Origin of the sequence: Microbispora sp. ATCC PTA-5024, from assembly GCF_000511135.2 — a bacterium.
GTDB lineage: Bacteria > Actinomycetota > Actinomycetes > Streptosporangiales > Streptosporangiaceae > Microbispora > Microbispora corallina.
The window spans coordinates 71,881-92,044 of the sequence record NZ_KI866526.1 but is presented as its reverse complement, the minus strand read 5'-3'; the positions used below and the strand labels follow the sequence as shown (position 1 = coordinate 92,044).

Below are 20,164 nucleotides of genomic sequence, written 5' to 3'. Positions count from 1 at the left end.
GGACGCCTTCGGGCTCGCCGTCGCCCCAGATGCGGGCGGGCAGGATGCCCTTGTGCCGCTCGTCGATGGGGTGGTCGCAGACGGCCTGGCCGACGAGGTGGTTGGAGATCGTCCAGACCTCCAGGTTGTACTTGGCCAGGGTCTCCTTCTTGCGTTCGACGTAGGAGTCGTCGGCCAGGGCTTTGTCCACCTCGAAGTGGTCGCCCCAGCAGGCGATCTCCAGCCCGTCGTAGCCCCATTCCGAGGCCAGGCGGCAGACCTCCTCGAAGGGCAGGTCGGCCCACTGGCCCGTGAACAACGTGATCGGTCGGCTCATCGCCCGCTCCATTTCGTCTTCGCGTAGTGCATCGGTCAGGGGGTGGTCCAGGCGGAGTCCTGGGCGGCGCTGCGTTCGACGGCCGCCAGCACGCGCTGGACCTGGGCACCGTCGTCGAAGCCGGGGGTGGGGTCGACCCCTGCGGCCACGGCGGTGAGGAAGTCGGTGATCTCGTGGACGAAGGCGTGGTCGTAGCCCAGGCCGTGGCCGGGGGGCCACCAGGCGCCGGCGTAGGGGTGGTCGCCTTCGGTGACCAGAATCCGGCGGAACCCGGCCTGGTCCTGGCTGGTCTCGTACAGCCACAGATCGTTCATGGCCTCGAAGTCGAAGGCGAGGCTGCCGGCCGATCCGTTGATCTCGATGCGCAACGCGTTCTTGCGGCCGGTGGCGAAGCGGGTGGCCTCGAAGGTGGCCAGCGCCCCGCCGTCCAGGCGGCCGAAGAACAGGGCGGCGTCGTCGACCGTGACCGTCCCCCGCTCGGGCTGTTCCCCGGCGGCCGCCTGGGCGGTCAGGCCGGTGGAGGTCTGGGGCAGGGGGCGTTCGGTGATGAAGGTGTGGGTCAGGGCGGACACCCCGGTCAGGTGCTGGCCGGTGAGGTACTGGGCGGTGTCGATGATGTGGGCGCCGATGTCGCCGAGGGCGCCGGAGCCGGCCTTGTCCTTCTGCAGCCGCCAGACCAGGGGGAAGTCGGGGTCGATGATCCAGTCCTGGAGGTATTGGGCGCGGACGTGGCGGATGGTGCCGATCCGGCCGGCGGCGATGAGCTGTCTGGCCAGGGCGACGGCCGGGACGCGGCGGTAGTTGAAGGCGACCATGGCGCGGACGCCGGCGGTGGCGGCGGCGCGGGCTGCCTGGGCCATGGCGTCGGCTTCGGCGACGGTGTTGGCCAGGGGCTTCTCGCAGATGACGTGCTTGCCCGCGGCCAGGGCGGCGATGGCGATCTCCGCGTGGGAGTCGCCGGGGGTGCAGATGTCGATGATGTGGATGTCGTCGCGGTCGATCAGGCGTTTGTAGTCGGTTTCCGCGCTGTCCCAGCCCAGCGTGCGGGCGGCGGCCTCGGCCTGGTCGCGGCTCCGGCCGGCCAGTGCGACCATCCGAGGCCGGACCGGCAGGTCGAAGAACGCGCCGGCGTTGCGCCAGGCGTGGGAGTGCACGCGTCCCATGAACGCGTACCCCACCATCCCGACGCCCAGCACGGGCCTGCTGTCACTCACGAAGATCCCCCTTGTGCGATGTCGGCGCCCGTCCCGCCCCCGGGGGTGCGGCCCCCGGAGGACGGGCGGGCATACGTCAGAGTCTCAGATCAGGGTGCGGGGTCAGGATTCGAAGCCCAGGGGCAGGTAGCGGGCGACGTTGTCCTTGGTGATGGTCTCCGAGGCCAGGGTGATGGACTGGGGGACCTCGTTCTCCATCAGGTCGCTCATGCCCTTGTTCTGGGCGATCAGGCGGGCCAGCCGGATCGCCGAGGCGGCCATGGTCGGGCTGTAGGTGACGGTGGCCTGCAGCACGCTGCTGCCGGACTGGATCTCCCGCATCGCGTTGGCCGACCCGGCGCCGCCGACCATGAAGAACTCGTCCCGCCCGGCCTCCTTGATCGCGGCCAGCACGCCGATGCCCTGGTCGTCGTCGTGGTTCCAGATGGCGTCGATCTTCTTGTGCGCCTGCAGCAGGTTCGCCGCGACCTGGGTGCCGGACTCGACGGTGAACTTGGCGTCCTGCTGGGCGGTCACCGAGAAGCCGTAGGTCTTCAGCGCGTCGGCGAAGCCCTTGCTGCGGTCCTGGGTCAGCGGCAGGGTGGCGATGCCCTGGATCTCCACGATGACCGGGTTGGACGCCCCGGAGCTCTTCAGCTTGTCGCCGATGAAGTGCCCGGCGGCGACCCCCATGCCGTAGTTGTCGCCGCCGATCCAGGTCCGGTACGACAGCTTGTCGGGGAAGACCCGGTCCAGGTTGATCACCGGGATGCCTGCGTCCATCGCGGCGCGGGCGACCTGGTTGAGCTGCTGGCCGTCGTTGGGGAGGATGACCAGCGCGTTGACCTTGGCCTGGATCAGCGACTCGACCGCGGAGATCTGCTGGTTGATGTCGTTGGTTGGCTCGACCGGCTTGAAGGTGACGTCGGAGTACCGCCCGGCGGCGGTCTGGGCGTTCTTGGCGATCGCGGCGATCCAGCCGTGGTCGGCCGCCGGGGCGGAGAACCCGATGGTGACCGCGGTGCCCGGCGCGTCGTTGGCCCCGGCCGGGCCCGACGGCGCCGCCGCCGCGGAGGCCGGGGCCGCCGCCGGCTCGTTACTCGTACAGGCTGACACCAGAGCGCCCGCCCCGAGGACCGCGCCGCCGAGCAGGAAACCCCGGCGTCCGGAGTTGTTGGTCATGTCGTTCTCCCTTGGTATCAGGGGGTGAAAAGGGCGTGAGAGGCCCAGACCGCGGCCATGCGGCCGCGGACCGGAGAAGGGACATCGAAGGACGAGAAGAAGCGAGAAGGCCGGGGACGGCCCCCGGCGACGGTCAGGTACCGGTGCGAAGGCTGCGCCGCTGCAGGAGCACGGCGACGACGATGATCAGGCCCTTGGCCACCAGCTGGTCGCTGGTGTTCAGGCCGTTCAGGATGAACAGATTCGTGATCACAGTGAAGATCAGCAGGCCCAGGATCGACCCGATGATGCTGCCCCGGCCCCCGGTCAGCAGCGTCCCCCCGATGATCACCGCCGCGATCGCGTCCAGCTCGTACAGATCCCCGTGCGTGGACGACCCGGTCGTGGTCCGCGCCATGATCAGCACGGCCGCGATCCCGCAGCACAACCCCGACAACGCGTACAACACCATCGTGTGCCGCCGCACATCGATGCCCGCCAGCCGCGCCGCCTCCGGATTGCCCCCCACCGCGAACGTCCGCCGCCCGAACGTGGTGCGGTTCAACAGCACCCAGCCCGCCGCGACCACCGCCGCGAACACGTACACCAGCAGCGGCAACCCCAGCACCCGCGTCGTGGACAACTCCACGATCGCGGTGTTGCCCGCCTGTACCAACTGGGTGCGCTGCCCCGACATCCGCTGGGCCAGGCCCCGCGCCGCCACCAGCATCGCCAGCGTCGCGATGAACGGCACCATCCGCCCATAGGCGATCAGGAACCCGCTGACCAGCCCCGCCCCGGTGCCGACCAGCACCGCGCAGACCACCATCACCACCGGCCCGTACGACTGGGTGGCCAGCGTCGTGGCCCACACCGACGCCAGCGCCATCACCGCCCCGACCGACAGGTCGATCCCACCCCCGATGATCACGAAGGTCATCCCCACCGTGATCACACCGATCGTCGAGGCCAACGCCAGGATGCTCACCAGGTTGGAGGAGGTCGCGAAGTTGTCCGGCCGGGTCACCAGCCCCACGATCGCCAGCAGCACCAGCGCCGCCACCAAGCCCAGGTGCCGGGCCTCGCCCACCCGGCCCCACCCCCACGAGCGGCCCGGCGCACCCGGCCGCCCCGCCACCGCCTCCTCCGCGGGACTCGCGTGCGTGGCGGGATCCACCTCAGTCATGGAACGCTCCTTCGGAAGAGATCTCTGCGTCGCCGTCGTCGTGACCGCGCCCCCCGGCCGCGCCGGGACCGACCCCCGTGCCCTCGCCGGCCGTGCCCCCGCCCGCGGCGTGGCCGCCCGCGGACACCATCACCAGGTCGAGCACCGTGTGCTCGTCGAGGTCGGCGGCGGGGGCCTCGTGGACCAGCCGGCCCTCCCGGATCACCAGCACCCGATCGGCCAGCCCGAGCACCTCGGGCACCTCACTGGACACCAGCAACACCCCCACCCCTTCATCGGCCAACCGGCGGATCAACGCGTACAGCTCCGCCCGCGCCCCGACGTCCACCCCCCGCGTCGGCTCGTCCAGCAACAGCAGCCTGCGCCCCTCCACCAGCCACCGCGCCAATACCGCCTTCTGCTGGTTGCCCCCCGACAACGTCCGGATCGCCCGCCGCACGTCCGGCGGCCGGATGTCCAGCGACTCCGCCAGCCGCCGCGCCTCGGCCGCCTCCGCCCGCCGATCCAGCCACCCCCACCGCGAATACCGGCCGAGACTCGCCAGCGTGATGTTCCCGGCCACGCTGTCGTCCAGCAGCAACGCCTGCGCCTTGCGCTCTTCGGGCGCCAGCCCCATCCCCGCCCGCACCGCGGCGACCGTCCCACCCCGGCGCACCGGGCGCCCCTCCACGAGCACCCGCCCCGACGCCCGCCGCGCCCCGTACACCGCCTCCACGATCTCCGACCGCCCCGACCCGACCAACCCGGCCAGGCCCACGATCTCCCCCGCCCGCACCCCGAACGACACATCGGCGACGCGGCCCGGCACGCTCAGCCCCTCCACCCGCAACACCTCGGCCCCCAGCTCGCCCGAGCCCCGCGGCGGGAACACGTACTCCACATTCCGTCCCGTCATCAACGCCACGATCGACGACGTCGCCGTCTCCCGGGCCGGCATCCCCACCGCGACCGTCCGCCCGTCCTTCAGGACCGTCACCCGGTCGCCGATCTGCCGGATCTCCTCCAACCGGTGCGAGATGTAGATCACCGCCACTCCCTGGGCGGTCAGCTCCCGGATCACCCGGAACAGATTGGCCACCTCGTCGTGCGCCAGCGCCGCCGACGGCTCATCCATGATGATCAACCGGGCCTCGCGCGACAGCGCCCGCGCCATCGAGACGATCTGCTTGCCCGCCGGAGCCAACCGCCCGACCTCCAGCCCCGGCCGGATCTCCGCGTGCCCCAACCGGCCCAGTAGCGCCGCCGCGGCCCGATGCGCCTCCCGGCGCCGTACGAACCCCCCGGCCGCCCGCTCATGCCCCAGGAAGATGTTGTCGGCCACGCTCAATCCGTCCACCAGGTCCAGCTCCTGGTAGATCGTCGCGATCCCCGCCGCCATCGCCGCCGTCGGCGACGACAGCCGCACCGCCCGGCCGTCCACCAGCACCGCACCCGCGTCCGGCTGCACCGCCCCCGACAAGATCTTGATCAGCGTCGACTTGCCCGCCCCGTTCTGCCCCAGCAGGCAGTGCACCTCCCCTGCCCGCACCTCCAGATCCACGCCGTCCAGCGCCCGCACACCGGGAAACTGCTTGACGATGCCCTGCACGCGAAGCAGAGGCTGCTCCTCGGCCATTGCTCTCCCTACGTGGCGGAGTAGACGTGGTCGCTGATGAGCCGGGCCGCGCCGACCACGCCCGCCGTGTCCCCCAGTTCGGAGAGCACGATGGGGAGGTTGCCCGTGGCCAGCGGCAGGGAGCGCCGGTAGACGACGCTCCTGATCTCGGCGAGCAGCACGTGTCCCAGCCTGGCCACGCCGCCCGCGATGATCACGAGTCCCGGGTTGAAGAAGCTGACGAGGCTGGCGAGCACCTGGCCGACCCGGCGGCCGCCGTCGCGGATGAGCGCGATCGCCCCCGGGTCGCCCTGCGCGGCGGCCGCGGCCACGTCCTCCCCGGTGAGCGCGCCGGCGACGGCCAGCCGTTCGGCCAGGCGCGCGGAGCCGCCCGCACGGGCGAGGGCGGCGGCCTCGCGGGCGAGGGCGGCCCCGCCGAAGTACGCCTCCAGGCAGCCGGAGTTGCCGCAGGCGCACACCGGCCCGAGGTCGTCGACGCGGATGTGGCCGATGTCCCCGGCGCTGCCGGAGACGCCCCGGTAAATCTTGCCGTCCACGACGATGCCGCAGCCGATGCCCGTGCCGATCTTCACGAGCAGGAAGTCGTCCACGTTTTTGGCGAGGCCCGCGTGCAGCTCGCCGAGGGCCATGATGTTGACGTCGTTGTCCACCATGGCCGGGCAGCCGAGCTCCTGGCCGATCGTCTCGCGCACCGGGTAGCGGTCCCACCCAGGCATGATCGGCGGCACGACCGGGACCCCCTCGGCGAAGCTCACCGGTCCGGGCACGCCGATCCCGACGCCGTTCAGCTCGGAGCACAGGCCCTCGCGGCGGAGCTTGCCGACCAGCTCGACGGCCCGCTCCAGCACGGCGGCCGGCCCCTCCCGGATGTCGGCGCGCTCGCTGAGGTGCCCGAGCACCTCGAGCTCGCCGGTGGTCACCGCGACGTCGATCGACGTGGCGCCGATGTCGATCCCGGCGAACCTGGTCCGCGGCGACAGCCGTACCCGGCCCGACCGGCGCCCGCCGCGCGAGGCGGCGAGCCCGTCCGGCTCGGCCAGTCCCAGCTCGACGAGCCGGTCGAGCTCGACGTTCAGCTTCGACCTGGATAGGTCCACCACGTCGCCGAGCTCGGCCCGAGAGCGGCCCCCGTCCCGAAGCAACCGCAACAGGGTCGCCTGGTGGACGTTCTCCGGCCTGGCTGTGCGCTTCACACCGCCTCCGCCTCCCAGTGATTGGCGTGAACGTACCTCTCTTCCGCAACCCTGGGAAGACCTTTTATAGATCTGATGCTAACTTTCGCTGGAATCAGCAAAAGTGCCAGGTGCGCGCAGGACTCCTCTCCCTGGGTAGGCATGGAGCCGGAGGAGCTCTCGGGAGGGAGAGGCCCATGCTGGGACTGCCCGACGGCGTCCGCGGCTGCCTGTTCGACATGGACGGCGTGCTCACCCGTACGGCCACCGTGCACGCCGGGGCGTGGAAGGCGATGTTCGACGACTTCCTGCGCGAGCGGGCGGAGCGGAGGGGCGAGCCGTTCGTCCCGTTCGACCGCGTGGCCGACTACGACCGGTACGTGGACGGCAGGAAACGGCTGGACGGCACCCGGTCGTTCCTGGAGTCCCGCGGCATCGGCCTGCCGGAGGGCACGCCCGGCGACCCTCCCGGCTCCCCCACCCTGTACGGCCTGAGCAACCGCAAGAACGACCTGGTCAGAGCCATCCTCGACCGGGAGGGCGTCGAGGTGTACGAGGGGTCGGTGCGCTACCTGCGCGCGGCGCGGGAGGCGGGCCTGCGGCGGGCGGTCGTCTCGTCCAGCGCCAACACCGAGCACGTGCTCGCCGCCGCGGGGCTCGCGGACCTGGTGGAGGCCAGGATCGACGGCGTGGTGGCACGGCGGCGCGACCTGCCGGGCAAGCCCGCGCCGGACATGTACCTCGCGGGAGCCGAGGCCCTCGGCCTGAAGCCCGGCGAGGCGGCGGTGTTCGAGGACGCGCTGGCCGGGGTGGCGGCCGGGCGCGCGGGCGGCTTCGCCCACGTCGTCGGCGTAGACCGCGTGGGGCAGGCGGACGCGCTGCGCGACGGCGGCGCCGACGTCGTCGTGACCGACCTCGCCGAGCTGCTGGACCGGCCGTGATCCAGCATCCGGCCTTCACGGCCGAGCCGTGGGCCGTCCGCGAGTGCCGTCTCCACCTGGACGTGCTCGCGCAGACGGAGTCGGTCTTCGCGCTGTCGAACGGGCACATCGGCCTGCGCGGCAACCTCGACGAGGGCGAGCCGCACGGGCTGCCCGGCACCTACCTCAACTCCTTCTACGAGGTGCGGCCCCTGCCGTACGCCGAGGCGGGCTACGGCTACCCCGAGGCGGGTCAGACCGTGGTGAACGTGACGAACGGCAAGCTGATCCGGCTGCTGGCCGACGACGAGCCGTTCGACGTGCGGTACGGCACGCTGCACGCGCACGAACGGGTGCTCGACATGCGCGCCGGCACCCTGGTGCGGCGGGTGGACTGGACCTCCCCGGCCGGAGGGCGGCTCCGGGTGACCTCCACCCGGCTGGTGTCGTTCACCCACCGCGCGGTCGCGGCCGTCCGCTATGAGGTCGAGGCCGTCGGCCAGCCGCTCAACGTGGTGCTGCAGTCCGAGCTCGTCGCCAACGAGACCGTTCCCCACCTGGCCGACGACCCGCGCGCCGCCGCCGCGCTCGAGGCCCCGCTCGTGCTGGAGGAGAACGAGGCGGCCGTCAACGGCGTGGGCGTGATGGTGCACCGCACCCGCCTGAGCGGGCTGCGGATGGCGGCCGCCATGCGGCACGAGATCGACGGCCCCGAGGGCACCCGGGTCGAGCCGGACGGCGGCGGCGACGTGAACCGGGTGACGGTGGCCACCCGGCTGGAGCCGGGCCGGTCGCTGCGCCTGACCAAGTTCTTCGCCTACGGCTGGTCGGCCAAGCGCTCCCGGCCCGCCCTGCACGACCAGGTCGTGGCCGCGCTGGCGGCGGCCCGGCTGACCGGCTGGGACGGCCTGTGCGCCGACCAGCGCCGGTTCCTCGACGAGTTCTGGGCCGGGGCGGACGTCGAGGTCGAGGGCGACGCGGAGGTCCAGCAGGCCGTGCGGTTCGGGCTGTTCCACCTGCTCCAGGCGGGCGCCCGGCTGGAGCGGCGGCCGATCCCCGGCAAGGGCCTCACCGGCTCGGGGTACGACGGCCACGCGTTCTGGGACACCGAGACGTTCGTGCTGCCCGTGCTCACCTACACCCACCCGCGGTCCGCCGCGGACGCGCTGGCCTGGCGGCGGTCGATCCAGCCGCTCGCCGAGGACCGGGCCGCGCAGCTCGGGCTGAAGGGCGCGGCCTTCCCCTGGCGGACCATCAACGGCGAGGAGTGCTCGGGCTACTGGCCGGCCGGGACCGCCGCGTTCCACGTCAACGCCGACATCGCCGACGCCGTGGTCCGGTACGTCGACGCCACCGAGGACGAGGCGTTCGAGCGGGAGACGGCCCTGCCGCTGCTCGTGTCCACCGCCCGGCTGTGGTGCGCGCTCGGCCACCACGACGCCGAGGGCAAGTACCGCATCGACGGCGTGACCGGCCCGGACGAGTACAGCGCGGTGGCCGACAACAACGTGTACACGAACCTGATGGCCCGGCGGAACCTGCGCGCCGCCGTCGACGTGGCGACGCGGCACCTCGACCAGGCCGAGGAGCTCGGGGTGTCGCTGGAGGAGGTGGCGGTCTGGCGTGACGCGGCCGCCGCCATGTTCGTGCCGTACGACGAGCGGCTCGGCGTCCACCCGCAGAGCGAGGGCTTCACCCGGCACGCCCTGTGGGACTTCGCCAACACCAAGCCCGAGCAGTACCCGCTGCTGCTGCACTTCCCGTACTTCGACCTCTACCGCAAGCAGGTGGTCAAGCAGGCCGACCTCGTGCTGGCGCTGCACCTGTGCGGGGAGGCGTTCACGCCGGAGCAGAAGGCCCGCGACTTCGCCTACTACGAGGCCCTCACGGTGCGGGACTCGTCGCTGTCGGCGTGCACGCAGGCGGTGCTGGCGGCCGAGGTCGGGCAGCTGGAGCTGGCCCACGCCTACCTGGGCGAGGCCGCGCTGATGGACCTGCGCGACCTGGAGCACAACACCAGGGACGGGGTCCACATGGCCTCCCTGGCCGGGGCGTGGACCGGGCTGGTCGCCGGGTTCGGCGGCATGCGCGCCGGGCAGGGCCTGATGTGCTTCGCCCCCCGGCTGCCCTCTGCGCTCACCCGGCTCGCGTTCCGGCTGCGGTACCGGGGCCGCCTGCTGCGGGTGGACGTCACTCCGGGCGCGGCCACGTACGAGTTGCTGGACGGGCCGCCGCTCACGCTCGCCCACCACGGCGAGGAGATCCGGCTGGGCCGGCAGCCGGTCACCCGGCCCGTCCCGCCGCCGCCGTTCCCCCGCCTGGAGGTGCGCCAGCCGCCGGGGCGCGAGACGGTGCCCCGCCGCCCCCGGGCCACGTGACGGTCAGGCCCCCACGGTCCCGTCGACGCCCTCGCGCAGGAAGTCGGCGTGCCCGTTGTGCCGGGCGTACTCGTGGATCAGGTGGAGCATCACCAACCGCAGCGAGACCTCCTGCTCCCAGCGGGGCTGGTAGGCGGTGACGTCGAGCGACTCCGCCTCGCGCTCGATCCGGCGGGAGTGCTCGACCTCCTCGCGCCAGGCGGCGAACGCCTCCGCGCGGGTCGCCCCGGTCGCGTCGTACGCCGCCTGGTAGTCCCCCTCGCCGGACCAGACGAGCGGGACGTCCTCCTTGCCGATCACGCGGCGGAACCAGGTGCGCTCGACCTCGGCCATGTGCCGGACCAGGCCGAGCAGCGACAGCGTCGAGGGCGGCATCGACCGGCGGCGCAGGTCCTCGTCGGACAGGCCCTCGCACTTCCATTCGAGCGTGGCCCGGTGGTAGTCGAGGAAGGCGCGCAGCATCTCGCGCTCCCCCGCGACCGTGGGCGGCCCGATGCGTTCGACGGTCACTGCCTGCGTCCTCTCCCCCGTGGCCGGAACCCGTTCACCCTACGGCCGCCCGGGTCCTGCGGCGGTCTCCAGGGTCCGCCTCATCTCCTCCGCGCCCCGCTCCATCCGGACGCGGACCTCCGGCGCCGCCGAGTCCGGCAGCACGTCGGTCGTCCACACGAGCCGGGTGCGGTCAGCGCCCTCCGGGAGCACCTGGAACGCCGCGTGATGGTGCGCGAGCGGCGGGCGGGCGCCCTCGACCACCGCGTAGGCAAGCCTGCGCGCGTCGTCGTCGACGTCCACGATGAGCTCGCGGACCACTCCCCCGTGCGGGAAGACGAGGGTCCGCTCGACTCCCTCGATCCGCGTGTCGAGGACGCGGCCGGGAAGCAGCCGCTCGTGCACCGCGCCCACGTCACGCACGGCGTCCCACACCGTCTCGGGACGGGCGTCGATCACGATCTCGTGCCGGATGGAGGCGATGGCGGTCTCCTCGGGGGATGCCGGGGCCGTACGGGCCGGGGGGCGGACGTCGGGCTCCATCCTGCCGCACCGGCCCGCCCGGCTCGCGCGGTCCGGCTCAGGGCCGGAGCATCGCCTGGAGCGACGCGGCGGCCTGCTCCCCCAGCGCGGTCGGCTGGAGGTACGGCTGCTCGGCCATCACGGCGTCCCAGTTGTCGCGGATCGCCTCCACCGTGAGGTCGTCGGTCCGCCAGCCCGGCCCCTCGGCGACGAACACGCGGGCGACCCGCCCGGCCCCGACCGAGAACACCTCGCCGCTGACCGGGCAGCTCTCGTGGGCCAGGTACGCCACCAGGGGGCTGATCCGCTCGGGGGTGAACCTCGACTCGAACTCCGCGGGCAGCAGCGACTCGGTCATCCGCGTCCAGGCGACGGGCGCGATCGCGTTGGCCTTGATGTTCGCCCGGGCGCCCTCGATGCCGAGCGTCTTGGTGAAGCCCACCAGGCCCATCTTCGCCGTGGAGTAGTTGGCCTGGCCGAAGTTGCCGAACAGCCCGGCGGGCGAGGAGGTGTTGACGATCCGGCCGTACGCCTGCTCCTTCATGTGGGGGAAGGCGGCGCGGCTGACGAGGAACGAGCCGCGCACGTGGACGGCGAGCACGGCGTCGAACTCCTCGACCGCCATCTTGCCGAACGACTTGTCCCGCAGGATGCCGGCGTTGTTCACCACGATGTCGATCCGGCCGAAGGCGTCGAGGGCGGCCCCGACCAGGGCCTGCGCACCCTCGGGGGTGGCGACGTCGTCCGTGCTGGCGACCGCCTCTCCCCCCTCCTTGCCGATCAGCTCCGCCACGTCGGCCGCCGGGCCGGCGGAGGCGCCGGTGCCGTCGAGGGCGCCGCCCAGATCGTTCACCACGACCTTCGCGCCGCGGCGGGCGAGCAGGAGGGCGTGCGAGCGGCCGAGCCCCTGCCCCGCCCCCGTAACGACCGCGACCTTCCCGTCGAACATGAGCTCGGAGCCCGCGTCGGAAACCGGGACCTCGGACATGGCGCCTCCTGAGAGAACAAGGTTCTGGTACTGCAGCACAATAACCGGCCGACGTGGGGACCCGAAGCGGGCGGAAACCGCGACGCCGCAGATAGTGATCAAAATTGTGAATTCCTGCTATAGTTCTGGCCCCCGCACGGGCGTGGGTCGACGATGACACCTCTCCCAGCACGGCCCCGCCCAGATTCGACTCTGGCTGGAGGCCCCATGCCCGCGACCCGACCCCTACGCGTCGTCCAGTGGGCCACGGGCGCGGTCGGGGGGTACGCGCTGCGCAGCGTGATCACGCGGCCCGAGTTCGAGCTGGCCGGCGTGCTCGTCTACGACCAGGACAAGGTCGGCCGCGACGCCGGGGAGCTGGTGGGCGTCGGGGAGGCCGGGGTGGCCTGCACCGACGACGTCGACCGCGTGCTGGCGCTCGACGCCGACTGCGTGCTCTACATGCCCCTGCCCGCGTCCTGCTTCGGCGGCGACCCCGCGACCGACGTGGAGACCATCTGCGCGCTGCTGTCGTCGGGCAAGAACGTCGTCACCACCACCGGCTTCGTCTACCCGCAGGCGTACGGGCCGGGGGTGGTCGACCGGCTGGAGACGGCCTGCGCGCGCGGCGGCGCGTCCCTGCACGGCACCGGCATCAACCCGGGGTTCATGAGCGACCTGCTGCCGCTCGCGCTGTCGGGCCTGTCGACCCGGCTCGACCACATCTACGTGCGCGAGACCTCCGACTACCGGGGTCACCCGTCGCGGGAGATCGTGACGGACCTCATCGGGTTCACCCGGGAGCCGAAGGACTACGCGGGCACGGTCCGGCCGTTCCGGGCGTTCCAGCGGTCGCTCTTTGCCGAGAGCGTCCAGCTCGTCGCCGCCGCCCTCGGCGTACGGCTCGACGAGATCGAGGAGACGGACGAGTACGAGCTGGCCGGCGAGGAGTTCGAGATCGCGGCGGGCACGGTGCGTCCCGGCACGGTGTGCGCCTCCCGCTGGATCTTCACCGGGCTGGTGCGCAACCGCCCGTTCATGACCGTCGAGTGCGTCTACAAGGCCGACGCGCGGAAGGTGCGGCGCTGGGCGGAGCCCGGTTTCGCCATCCACATCGAGGGCCAGCCGGGCATGGCGATCAGGGTGGACGAGGTCACCCACGGCCTCGCCGGCGCCGCCGCGCACGCGGTGAACTCGATCGCCTCCGTGTGCGCGGCGCCGCCGGGCATCCGCACGATCCTCGACCTGCCCCTCGCCACCGGCCGGGGCACGGTCCGCCTCGCCTGACCGGTCCCGCTCAGTGAGGGAGGAACCGCCCGAACCTGCCCTGGTGGTACAGCAGCGGCCGCCCGCCGCCCGCGATCGCCGTCGAGGTGACCAGCCCGACCACCAGGAAGTGGTCGCCGACCTCGACCGTGTGGTGGGGACGGCACAGGAGGTGGGCCGGCACGTCGTCGAGCAGCGGCACCCCGTCCGTTCCCGGCGTCCAGCGGGTGGGGTGGGCGAACCGGTCGATGCTCTTCCTCGCGAACCGGGCCGCCAGGTCGGCCTGGTGGCCGCCGAGGATGTTCACCGCGAACAGGTCGGCCCGCCGCAGCCACGGCCACGTCGTGGACGACCGCGCCACGTAGAACGAGACCAGCGGCGGCGACAGGCTCACCGACGAGAACGACGTGGCGGTGAGCCCGACCGGCACCCCCTCCGGCAGGGCAGTGATCACCACCACGCCCGCCGCGTGCTCGGCGAGCGCACGGCGGAACTCGTCGCCTCCGACGGACTCGTCGCCGTGCGAGGAGACGAGCCGCAGCCGCGCCGGGGCGGGGCCCTCCGGCGCGGGCCCGTGCACGGCCGCGCCGCCCTCCTCCCCGGCGGACGTGGCGGCGTCGCCCGTCATGCGGACACCTCCTGGCGGAACGGGAGCTGCGGGACCACCTGACCGGCCCACGCGGCCAGCACGCCGTCGAGGCCGGGGATCTGGGACTCCAGTACGGCGAGCCCCGGGGTGGGCACGGTCGCGCCGAGCTCGACCAGCAGCGGGCGCAGGTGCACCTCGACCGCCAGCGCGTGCTTCGCGTCCCCCATGACCAGCAGCGGCAGCGCCGCGGTGCCGGCCAGCGCCCGGTGCGGCAGCCGGTCGAGGAACGCCTTCAGCAGGCCTGTGTACGTGCCCTTGTAGGTGGGGCTGGCCACCACGAGGACGTCGGCCTCGCGAACCAGCTCGAGCGCCACCTCCACGCCCGACGACGGCCCGGGGGCGAACAGCTGCGCCGCCAGGCCGGCGAGGTCGACCACGTCCACCGCCGCGGACGTCCCGGTGCCCTTGGCGATCTCCTCGGCCGCCCGGACGGCCACCGCGAGCGTGCGCGAGCCGTCCCTCGGGTTCCCCACCAGCGTCACGATGCCCATGCGGTCCTCCCTAACGGTGCTGAGCTGTGCCGGTTGCCCTCCGGCGCGGTCACGAGGGGACCGCCACGGCGGGCTCCTCCTGCGACGGGGCGGCCGCGGCCGCCGCGTAGCGGCTCGCGGGCCTCGCCAGGCCGTAGTGCTCACGGAGCGTCCGGCCCTCGTACTCGTGGCGGAACAGGCCGCGGGCCCGCAGTTCGGGGACCACGTGGTCCACGAAGTCCTCCAGCCCGGCCGGAAGGATGGGCGGCATGACGTTGAACCCGTCGGCCGCGCCGTTCTCGAACCATTCCTGGAGCTGGTCGGCGACCTGCTCGGGCGTCCCGGCGACCACCCGGTGGCCGCGGCCGCCGAAGAGCCTGCCGACGAGCTGCCGGAGGGTCAGCCGCTCGCGCCGCGCGAGGTCGACGACCAGCTTCAGCCGGCTCTGCTGGCCCTCGGTGCGCTCCGGGACCTCGGGCAGCGGCTCGTCCAGCGGGTGCCCCGACAGGTCGACGCCGAGGACGTTGGACAGCTGGGCCACGCCGTACGCCGGGATGATGAGGTCCTCCAGCTCCTTCTCCAGGCGCAGCGCCTCCCGCTCGGTCGAGCCGAGGATGGGCGAGATGCCGGGCAGGACGAGGATCTCCTCGGGCCGCCTGCCGTACCGGGCCGCCCGCGCCTTGAGGTCGGCGTAGAACTCCTGACCCTCCTCCAGGGTCTGCTGGGCGGTGAACACGGCCTCGGCGTGCCGGGCGGCGAAGTCCCTGCCGTCGTCGGACGACCCGGCCTGGACCAGCAGCGGGCGGCCCTGCGGCGGCCGCTGGGTGTTGAGCGGGCCCCGCACCCGGAAGTGCTCGCCCACATGCTCCACCGGGTGGATGCGGGCCGTCTCGGCGTAGACGCCGCCGGCCCGGTCGGCCAGGACCGCGTCGTCCTCCCAGCTGTCCCACAGCTTGGTGGCCACCTCAAGGAACTCCGTCGCCCGCTCGTAGCGCAGGCGGTGCGGCGGGCGCTCGATGCCGAAGTTGTGCGCCTCGGCCTCGCCGGCCGAGGTCACGATGTTCCAGCCGGCCCGGCCGCCGCTGATGTGGTCGAGCGAGGCGAACTTGCGCGCCACGTGGAACGGCTCGTTGTACGTCGTGGACACGGTGGCGATGAGCCCCACGTGCTCCGTCACGGCCGCCAGGGCCGACAGCAGCGTGAGCGGTTCGAGCCCGCCGAGCGCGTTGTGCCGGACGTTGCCCCAGAGGGCGAGGCCGTCGGCCAGGAAGACGGAGTCGAGCTTCCCCCGCTCGGCGATCCGCGCGAGGTCCTGGAAGTGCCGGACGTCGGTCACGCGGCGCGGCTCGGTCCGGGGGTGCCGCCACGCCGCCTCGTGGTGCCCGACGCCCATCAGGAAGGCGTTGAGGTGCAGTCTCCTGGTCATGTGGTCCTCCACGTCGAGAAGCGGCGCTCCAGATGGACGAGGAGCTGGTTGAAGAGCAGGCCGATGACGGAGATCGTGATGATCCCGGCGTACATGTCCTGGATGCGGAAGCTGGACTGGGCCGCGTTGATGAGGTAGCCGAGCCCCGCCTTGGCGCCGACGATCTCCGCGAACAGCAGCACGAGGATCGAGTACGCCCCGGCCAGCCGGACGCCCGTGAAGATCGCCGGCACGGCGGCGGGCAGCAGCACCTTCTGGAACAGCCGGGCGGGCGGCAGCCCCATCGACCTGGCCGACTTGACCAGCAGCGGGTCCACCGTCTTCACGCCGCTGATCGTGTTGAGCAGGATCGGCCAGGCGCAGGCGTACAGCACGAACGCGATCTTCGAGGTCTCGCCGATGCCGAGGATCAGCGTGAAGACCGGCAGCAGCGCCACCGCCGAGGTGTTGCGGAACAGCTCAAGCACCGGGCTGAGGAACTCGGCCACGGGCTTGTACCAGCCGATCAGCAGCCCGAGCGGGATGGCGACGACGATGGCCAGGCCGAACCCGGTGAGCGACCGGGCCACGCTGGCCTCGGTGTGCTCCAGGAGCTCCCCGCTGCGCAGCAGGTCGGCCCACGCCGCCAGGTCCTCGGACAGGGGCGGCAGGAAGACGCGGTCCACCACGCCGGCCCTCGGGAGGATCTCCCACAGCGCGAGCAGCAGGGCCACGGCGAGCGACCGCTTGCCGAAGGCGCCCAGCCGGGCCGCGGTCCCCCCGCCGCCGGACGTTCCGAGCGCCGGCGCAGAGACGGCCGCGGGCGAGGTCAGCGTGTCAGCCAACGCGGGCCACCTCCTGCTCCGTGGCCGCGGCGACCTCGTCGCGCAGCAGTGTCCACAGCCGGTGGCGGTACTCCCCGAACCGGGGGTCCGCCCGCAGGTCGCCGGTCCGCGAGTCGAACTCGACGTCGATGACCTGCTTGATCCGGCCCGGCCGCGAGGTCATCACGGCCACCCGCTGGCCGAGGTAGACGGCCTCGTCGATGCCGTGGGTGATGAACACGATCGTCTTGCCGGTCCGCTCCCAGATGCCGAGCAGCTCCTCCTGGAGCGACTCCCGGGTCTGCGCGTCGAGCGCGGCGAACGGCTCGTCCATGAGCAGCACGTCCGGGTCGAACGCGAGGCTCCGGGCGATCGCCACGCGCTGCCGCATGCCGCCGGACAGCTCGTGCGGGTAGCGGTCCTCGAACCCGCGCAGCCCCACGAGGCCGAGCTGGTGGCGGGCCCGCTCCTCCCGCTCACGCCTCGGGACCGATTTCGCCTCCAGCCCGAACGCGACGTTCGCCAGGGCCGTGCGCCACGGGAACAGCGCGTACTGCTGGAAGACCACGCCCCGGTCGAGGCCCGGCCCGGTGACCGGCTCGCCGTCGAGGAGGATCTCGCCGGACGTGGGCGCGGCCAGCCCGCCGATCAGGTCGAGCAGGGTCGACTTGCCGCAGCCGCTCGGCCCGACCAGGGTGAGGAACTCTCCCTCCCGCACGTCGAGGTCCACCCCGTCGAGGGCGGTGAACGGCCGGTCGGCGTCGCGGGTGCGGAACACCTTGCCCACGCCGCGGACGGCGATCTTCGCCGCGGTGGCGGTCACCTCGCGCCTCCGTTCGCATAGGGGTTGTACGCGTTGGTGTAGACGTCGGCCGCCTTGACCTGGCCGGGCCGGAGCTCACCCTCCCGCTGCAACCAGTCGATCCAGGTCTGGAAGTCCTTGTCGTCGATCACCCCGCCGATGCTGGAGACGCCGAAGCTCTTCCAGTAGCCGACGGCCGTGGCGTCCTCGTTGCGCCCGCGCTTGGCGATGATCGCCTTCAGCCGGGCGACCACCTCCTGGCGGGGGTGCGTCCTGCTCCACTCGATGGCCTTGGCGACCCCGGCGACGAAGGCCCTCGTGGTGGCCGGGTTGTCCCGGATGAAGTCGTCCCGCAGCACGTACGTGCCGGCGTCGAACGCCCCGAGCAGGTCGTAGTCGGTGAACAGCGGGTGGATCCCGCCGCGCTCCAGGGCCTTGTCCCGCAGGATGCCGCCGAGCGAGGCCACGTCGATCTGCCCGCGGCGCAGCGCCTGCTCGGTGTCGACCGGCGGCACCACGACGAGCTGGACCTGCGCGACCTGCTCCTTCGTCAGGCCTTGCCGCTGGAGGTACTCCTTGAGCACCGCCTCCAGGTGGGCGCCGAGCGTGTTGACGCCGACCTTCTTGCCGATGAGGTCCCCGGCCGATCTGATCTGGCCGCCGTCGAGGACGTAGAAGCCGTTGTAGGCGTCCTTGTCGGAGCCGTAGTAGCTGATGACGGCCTTGATGGGCGCCCGCGCGGCGACGAGCTTGACCACCGCGCCGTTGAAGGCGCCGCCGAAGTCGGTCTGGCCGGTGGCCGCCGACTGGATGTCCTGGGGGCCGCTGATCGTGTTGCCGACCCATTTGAGCTTGACCGTGCCGAGGTAACCGAGGTCGGCCGCCAGTTCGGGGAGCGTGACGGCCCCCGCGTTGCCCTGGTAGCGCAACTCGGCGACCTCACCGCCTCCGGGCGGTCCCGAGGAGCCGCAGGCGGACAAAGCCGCGAGCAGCGTGGACACGAGAGCGATTCTGAACGCGCGCATGCGAAGTCCTCAGAGCTGTACACGCGGCGGCTCGACGAGCCGCCGACCGCTGGTCCGCGCGGCCGGGGACGGAAGGGGGCGCGCGCGGCGGGAAAGGGGGCGACGGGACGTCGGGTGCGCCGCGCCCGTCGTAGGGCGGACTTCCCCCCTGTGCTAGGGGGCGACGCGACGACACTGCGCGCTGAGGACGTGGCCGAAGTCCACGTGGACGCGCCGGATCAAGTACAGGCCCTGGCTCATACCCGAGACGCTAAACGCATCCCAGGGCATAGTCAACATTTCCTACTGCTTTTACAGGGATATTCAGGACTCCGCGGGATACCAGCGCTCCGGCTCGCCCGCGACGCGGGAGACCGTGCCGCGCGCCTCCAGCCACACCAGGTGCGCGAGGGCCTCGTTGTTGGCCGCCCGCCGCATGTGCGGCGGGATCGCGTCCCAGGCCCGCGACCAGCGCAACTGCCGCGCGATGTCCCAGCAGGTCGAGCCGGGGACGGCGGTCACCGCCTGCTCCACCTCGGCCAGCCGCTCCTCGTGGTGGCCGATCACGTAGTCGACCCGCTCGCCCAACTCGAGGAAGCGGAACTCGTGGGCGGGCAGCACCTCGTCGACGTCGAGCTTGCCCACCGCGCGCAGGGCGTCGAGGTAGTCGGCGAGGGGGTTCGGGCCCGACTGCGGGTGCACCGCCACCATCGGCGTGATCCTGGCCAGGACGTGGTCGCCGGAGAACAGCACCCGGCGGCCGGGCTCCACGAAGCACAGGTGGCCCGGCGAGTGGCCGGGCGTCCAGATGGCCCGCAGGTCCCACCCCGGCAGATCGAGCCGGTCGCCGTCCTCGATGAGCCGGTCGGGCGCCGCCATCGTCACGAACTGACGGATCATCATCGACGCCCCGGCCAGCTCCTGGGCCGTCATCTCGGGCACCCCCGACCGCAGCAGCAGCGACCGCTCCCGCAGCATCAGCGCCTCGATGGCCGAGTCGTCGTACCGGTCGTGGACGAGCCGCGCGTCGGCCGGGTGCAGCCCGATCCAGGCGCCGGACGTCTCCCGGATCCGGCCAGCCAGGCCGTAGTGGTCGGGGTGGATGTGCGTGACGAGCACGGCCTTGACGTCGGTGATCGCGTACCCGGCGACGCCGAGTCCGGCCGCGAGCGCGTCGAACGCCTCGTCGGTGTTCCAGCCCGCGTCGATGATCACCACGCCGCCGGGGACCTCCAGGGCGTAGACGAGCACGTACCGCAGGGGGTTGATCGGGATCGGCACCGGGATGGACCACAGCCCCGGCCGCACGCGCTCGACCTCGGGCAGCCGCCCGTCCAGCCATGCCGCGCGCTGCTCCTGGTTCGCCGCGGTCACCTTCGTCTTGCTCATCGGCCCCTGCCCCTCTCGCAGCCCGGTCCCGCCTGATTGTCCCCCTCTGCCGAACCTCGTTCTACTGCGGGTGGCTCAACGCGGCCTCCTGAGCCCGTACGGCGGCCTTCGGGGGTGGGAGCCGGACGAACAGCAGCGAGGAGGCGACGACGACCGCGGCGGTGACCGCCCAGGCGACGCCCGGACCGGCGGCGCCCGCCAGCGGCACGAGAAACAGCGCGGACAGCAGCCCGCCGAACTGCAACTGGAGCGAGTCCACCGACATCACGGTCGCCCGCTGGGCCGACGTGACCCGGTTGTGCACGAGCTCCGACCGGATCAGCCCGGCGACCGAGAGGGCCGCGAAGAGCACGACGTACGCCCCGCAGGCCGCGGCGACGCCCGCCCAGCCGTCCAGGGCCACGGACGCGGCCAGCGCGGCGACCGCCGCCGCGAC

19 protein-coding genes and 1 pseudogene are annotated in these 20,164 nt (G+C 72.6%); 3 read left to right on the top strand and 17 right to left on the bottom strand.

The features are described 5' to 3' along the window. From MPTA5024_RS31155 to MPTA5024_RS31130, 6 genes and pseudogenes are all read right to left on the bottom strand, one after another. Nucleotides 1-316, bottom strand: a pseudogene (locus tag MPTA5024_RS31155) (sugar phosphate isomerase/epimerase); the annotation flags it as partial. 35 nt (nt 317-351) lie between these two features. After that, entirely contained in the window at nt 352-1,530 is a 1,179-nt protein-coding gene (locus tag MPTA5024_RS31150; RefSeq protein WP_036331202.1) for a Gfo/Idh/MocA family protein, read from the bottom strand. A gap of 102 nt (nt 1,531-1,632) precedes the next feature. After that, nucleotides 1,633-2,691, bottom strand: a complete 1,059-nt coding sequence (locus tag MPTA5024_RS31145; protein ID WP_036331201.1) for an ABC transporter substrate-binding protein — start codon at nt 2,689-2,691, stop codon at nt 1,633-1,635. A 133-nt stretch (nt 2,692-2,824) separates the two neighbouring features. After that, nucleotides 2,825-3,856 carry an ABC transporter permease gene (locus MPTA5024_RS31140; RefSeq protein ID WP_036331200.1) on the bottom strand — a complete coding sequence of 344 codons (1,032 nt, stop codon included), beginning with the start codon at nt 3,854-3,856 and terminating at the stop codon, nt 2,825-2,827. Beyond that, on the bottom strand, nt 3,849-5,471 hold the full coding sequence (locus MPTA5024_RS31135) for a sugar ABC transporter ATP-binding protein (RefSeq protein ID WP_084370156.1): 1,623 nt from the start codon (nt 5,469-5,471) through the stop codon (nt 3,849-3,851). Before MPTA5024_RS31135 ends, MPTA5024_RS31140 begins: the two co-directional genes overlap by 8 nt. A gap of 8 nt (nt 5,472-5,479) precedes the next feature. After that, on the bottom strand, nt 5,480-6,664 hold the full coding sequence (locus MPTA5024_RS31130; RefSeq protein ID WP_036331194.1) for an ROK family transcriptional regulator: 1,185 nt from the start codon (nt 6,662-6,664) through the stop codon (nt 5,480-5,482). Between the two features lie 176 nt (nt 6,665-6,840). Here MPTA5024_RS31130 and MPTA5024_RS31125 point away from each other — a divergent pair, with 176 nt between their 5' ends. Together MPTA5024_RS31125 and MPTA5024_RS31120 are read left to right on the top strand one after the other, a co-directional pair. Then, complete coding sequence (locus MPTA5024_RS31125; protein WP_036331193.1) at nt 6,841-7,584, top strand: beta-phosphoglucomutase family hydrolase; 744 nt, start codon at nt 6,841-6,843, stop codon at nt 7,582-7,584. Further along, complete coding sequence (locus MPTA5024_RS31120; protein ID WP_036331192.1) at nt 7,581-9,941, top strand: glycoside hydrolase family 65 protein; 2,361 nt, start codon at nt 7,581-7,583, stop codon at nt 9,939-9,941. Before MPTA5024_RS31125 ends, MPTA5024_RS31120 begins: the two co-directional genes overlap by 4 nt. A gap of 3 nt (nt 9,942-9,944) precedes the next feature. On the opposite strand, the gene MPTA5024_RS31115 is transcribed toward MPTA5024_RS31120, so the two are convergent. From MPTA5024_RS31115 to MPTA5024_RS31105, 3 genes are read right to left on the bottom strand one after another with little or no spacing between them, the layout of a single operon-like run. Then, nucleotides 9,945-10,451 (bottom strand): DinB family protein, encoded by a 507-nt coding sequence (locus tag MPTA5024_RS31115; RefSeq protein ID WP_157099837.1) that lies wholly within the window; start codon nt 10,449-10,451, stop codon nt 9,945-9,947. Between the two features lie 39 nt (nt 10,452-10,490). Further along, entirely contained in the window at nt 10,491-10,973 is a 483-nt protein-coding gene (locus MPTA5024_RS31110; RefSeq protein ID WP_232326721.1) for an SRPBCC family protein, read from the bottom strand. Nucleotides 10,974-11,010: 37 nt separating this feature from the next. Beyond that, entirely contained in the window at nt 11,011-11,940 is a 930-nt protein-coding gene (locus tag MPTA5024_RS31105; RefSeq protein ID WP_051458904.1) for an SDR family oxidoreductase, read from the bottom strand. A gap of 207 nt (nt 11,941-12,147) precedes the next feature. Between MPTA5024_RS31105 and MPTA5024_RS31100 the strand changes: the two genes are divergently transcribed. Continuing rightward, nucleotides 12,148-13,206 carry an NAD(P)H-dependent amine dehydrogenase family protein gene (locus MPTA5024_RS31100; RefSeq protein ID WP_036331191.1) on the top strand — a complete coding sequence of 353 codons (1,059 nt, stop codon included), beginning with the start codon at nt 12,148-12,150 and terminating at the stop codon, nt 13,204-13,206. Nucleotides 13,207-13,216: 10 nt separating this feature from the next. On the opposite strand, the gene MPTA5024_RS31095 is transcribed toward MPTA5024_RS31100, so the two are convergent. The 8 genes from MPTA5024_RS31095 to MPTA5024_RS31060 all read right to left on the bottom strand — a co-directional run. Continuing rightward, nucleotides 13,217-13,813, bottom strand: coding sequence for a flavin reductase family protein (locus MPTA5024_RS31095; protein WP_084370155.1), 597 nt, complete (start codon nt 13,811-13,813; stop codon nt 13,217-13,219). Continuing rightward, on the bottom strand, nt 13,810-14,325 hold the full coding sequence (locus tag MPTA5024_RS31090; RefSeq protein ID WP_036331190.1) for an NADPH-dependent FMN reductase: 516 nt from the start codon (nt 14,323-14,325) through the stop codon (nt 13,810-13,812). Before MPTA5024_RS31090 ends, MPTA5024_RS31095 begins: the two co-directional genes overlap by 4 nt. Before the next feature lie 49 nt (nt 14,326-14,374). Continuing rightward, nucleotides 14,375-15,730, bottom strand: a complete 1,356-nt coding sequence (locus tag MPTA5024_RS31085) for an LLM class flavin-dependent oxidoreductase (protein WP_036331980.1) — start codon at nt 15,728-15,730, stop codon at nt 14,375-14,377. Continuing rightward, nucleotides 15,727-16,554, bottom strand: coding sequence for an ABC transporter permease (locus MPTA5024_RS31080; RefSeq protein ID WP_051458903.1), 828 nt, complete (start codon nt 16,552-16,554; stop codon nt 15,727-15,729). Before MPTA5024_RS31080 ends, MPTA5024_RS31085 begins: the two co-directional genes overlap by 4 nt. After that, nucleotides 16,547-17,356: an ABC transporter ATP-binding protein gene (locus MPTA5024_RS31075; RefSeq protein WP_036331189.1), complete on the bottom strand. Its 810-nt coding sequence runs from the start codon at nt 17,354-17,356 to the stop codon at nt 16,547-16,549. The genes MPTA5024_RS31080 and MPTA5024_RS31075 overlap by 8 nt, the downstream gene beginning before the upstream one ends. After that, nucleotides 17,353-18,360, bottom strand: a complete 1,008-nt coding sequence (locus MPTA5024_RS31070) for an ABC transporter substrate-binding protein (protein ID WP_036331188.1) — start codon at nt 18,358-18,360, stop codon at nt 17,353-17,355. Before MPTA5024_RS31070 ends, MPTA5024_RS31075 begins: the two co-directional genes overlap by 4 nt. Before the next feature lie 303 nt (nt 18,361-18,663). After that, the gene (locus MPTA5024_RS31065) at nt 18,664-19,728 is read right to left on the bottom strand and encodes an MBL fold metallo-hydrolase (RefSeq protein WP_051458902.1); all 1,065 of its coding nucleotides are present in this window, start codon (nt 19,726-19,728) and stop codon (nt 18,664-18,666) included. Nucleotides 19,729-19,789: 61 nt separating this feature from the next. After that, nucleotides 19,790-20,164: hypothetical protein (locus MPTA5024_RS31060; RefSeq protein WP_036331187.1), on the bottom strand; the 375-nt coding region annotated here is incomplete at its 5' end.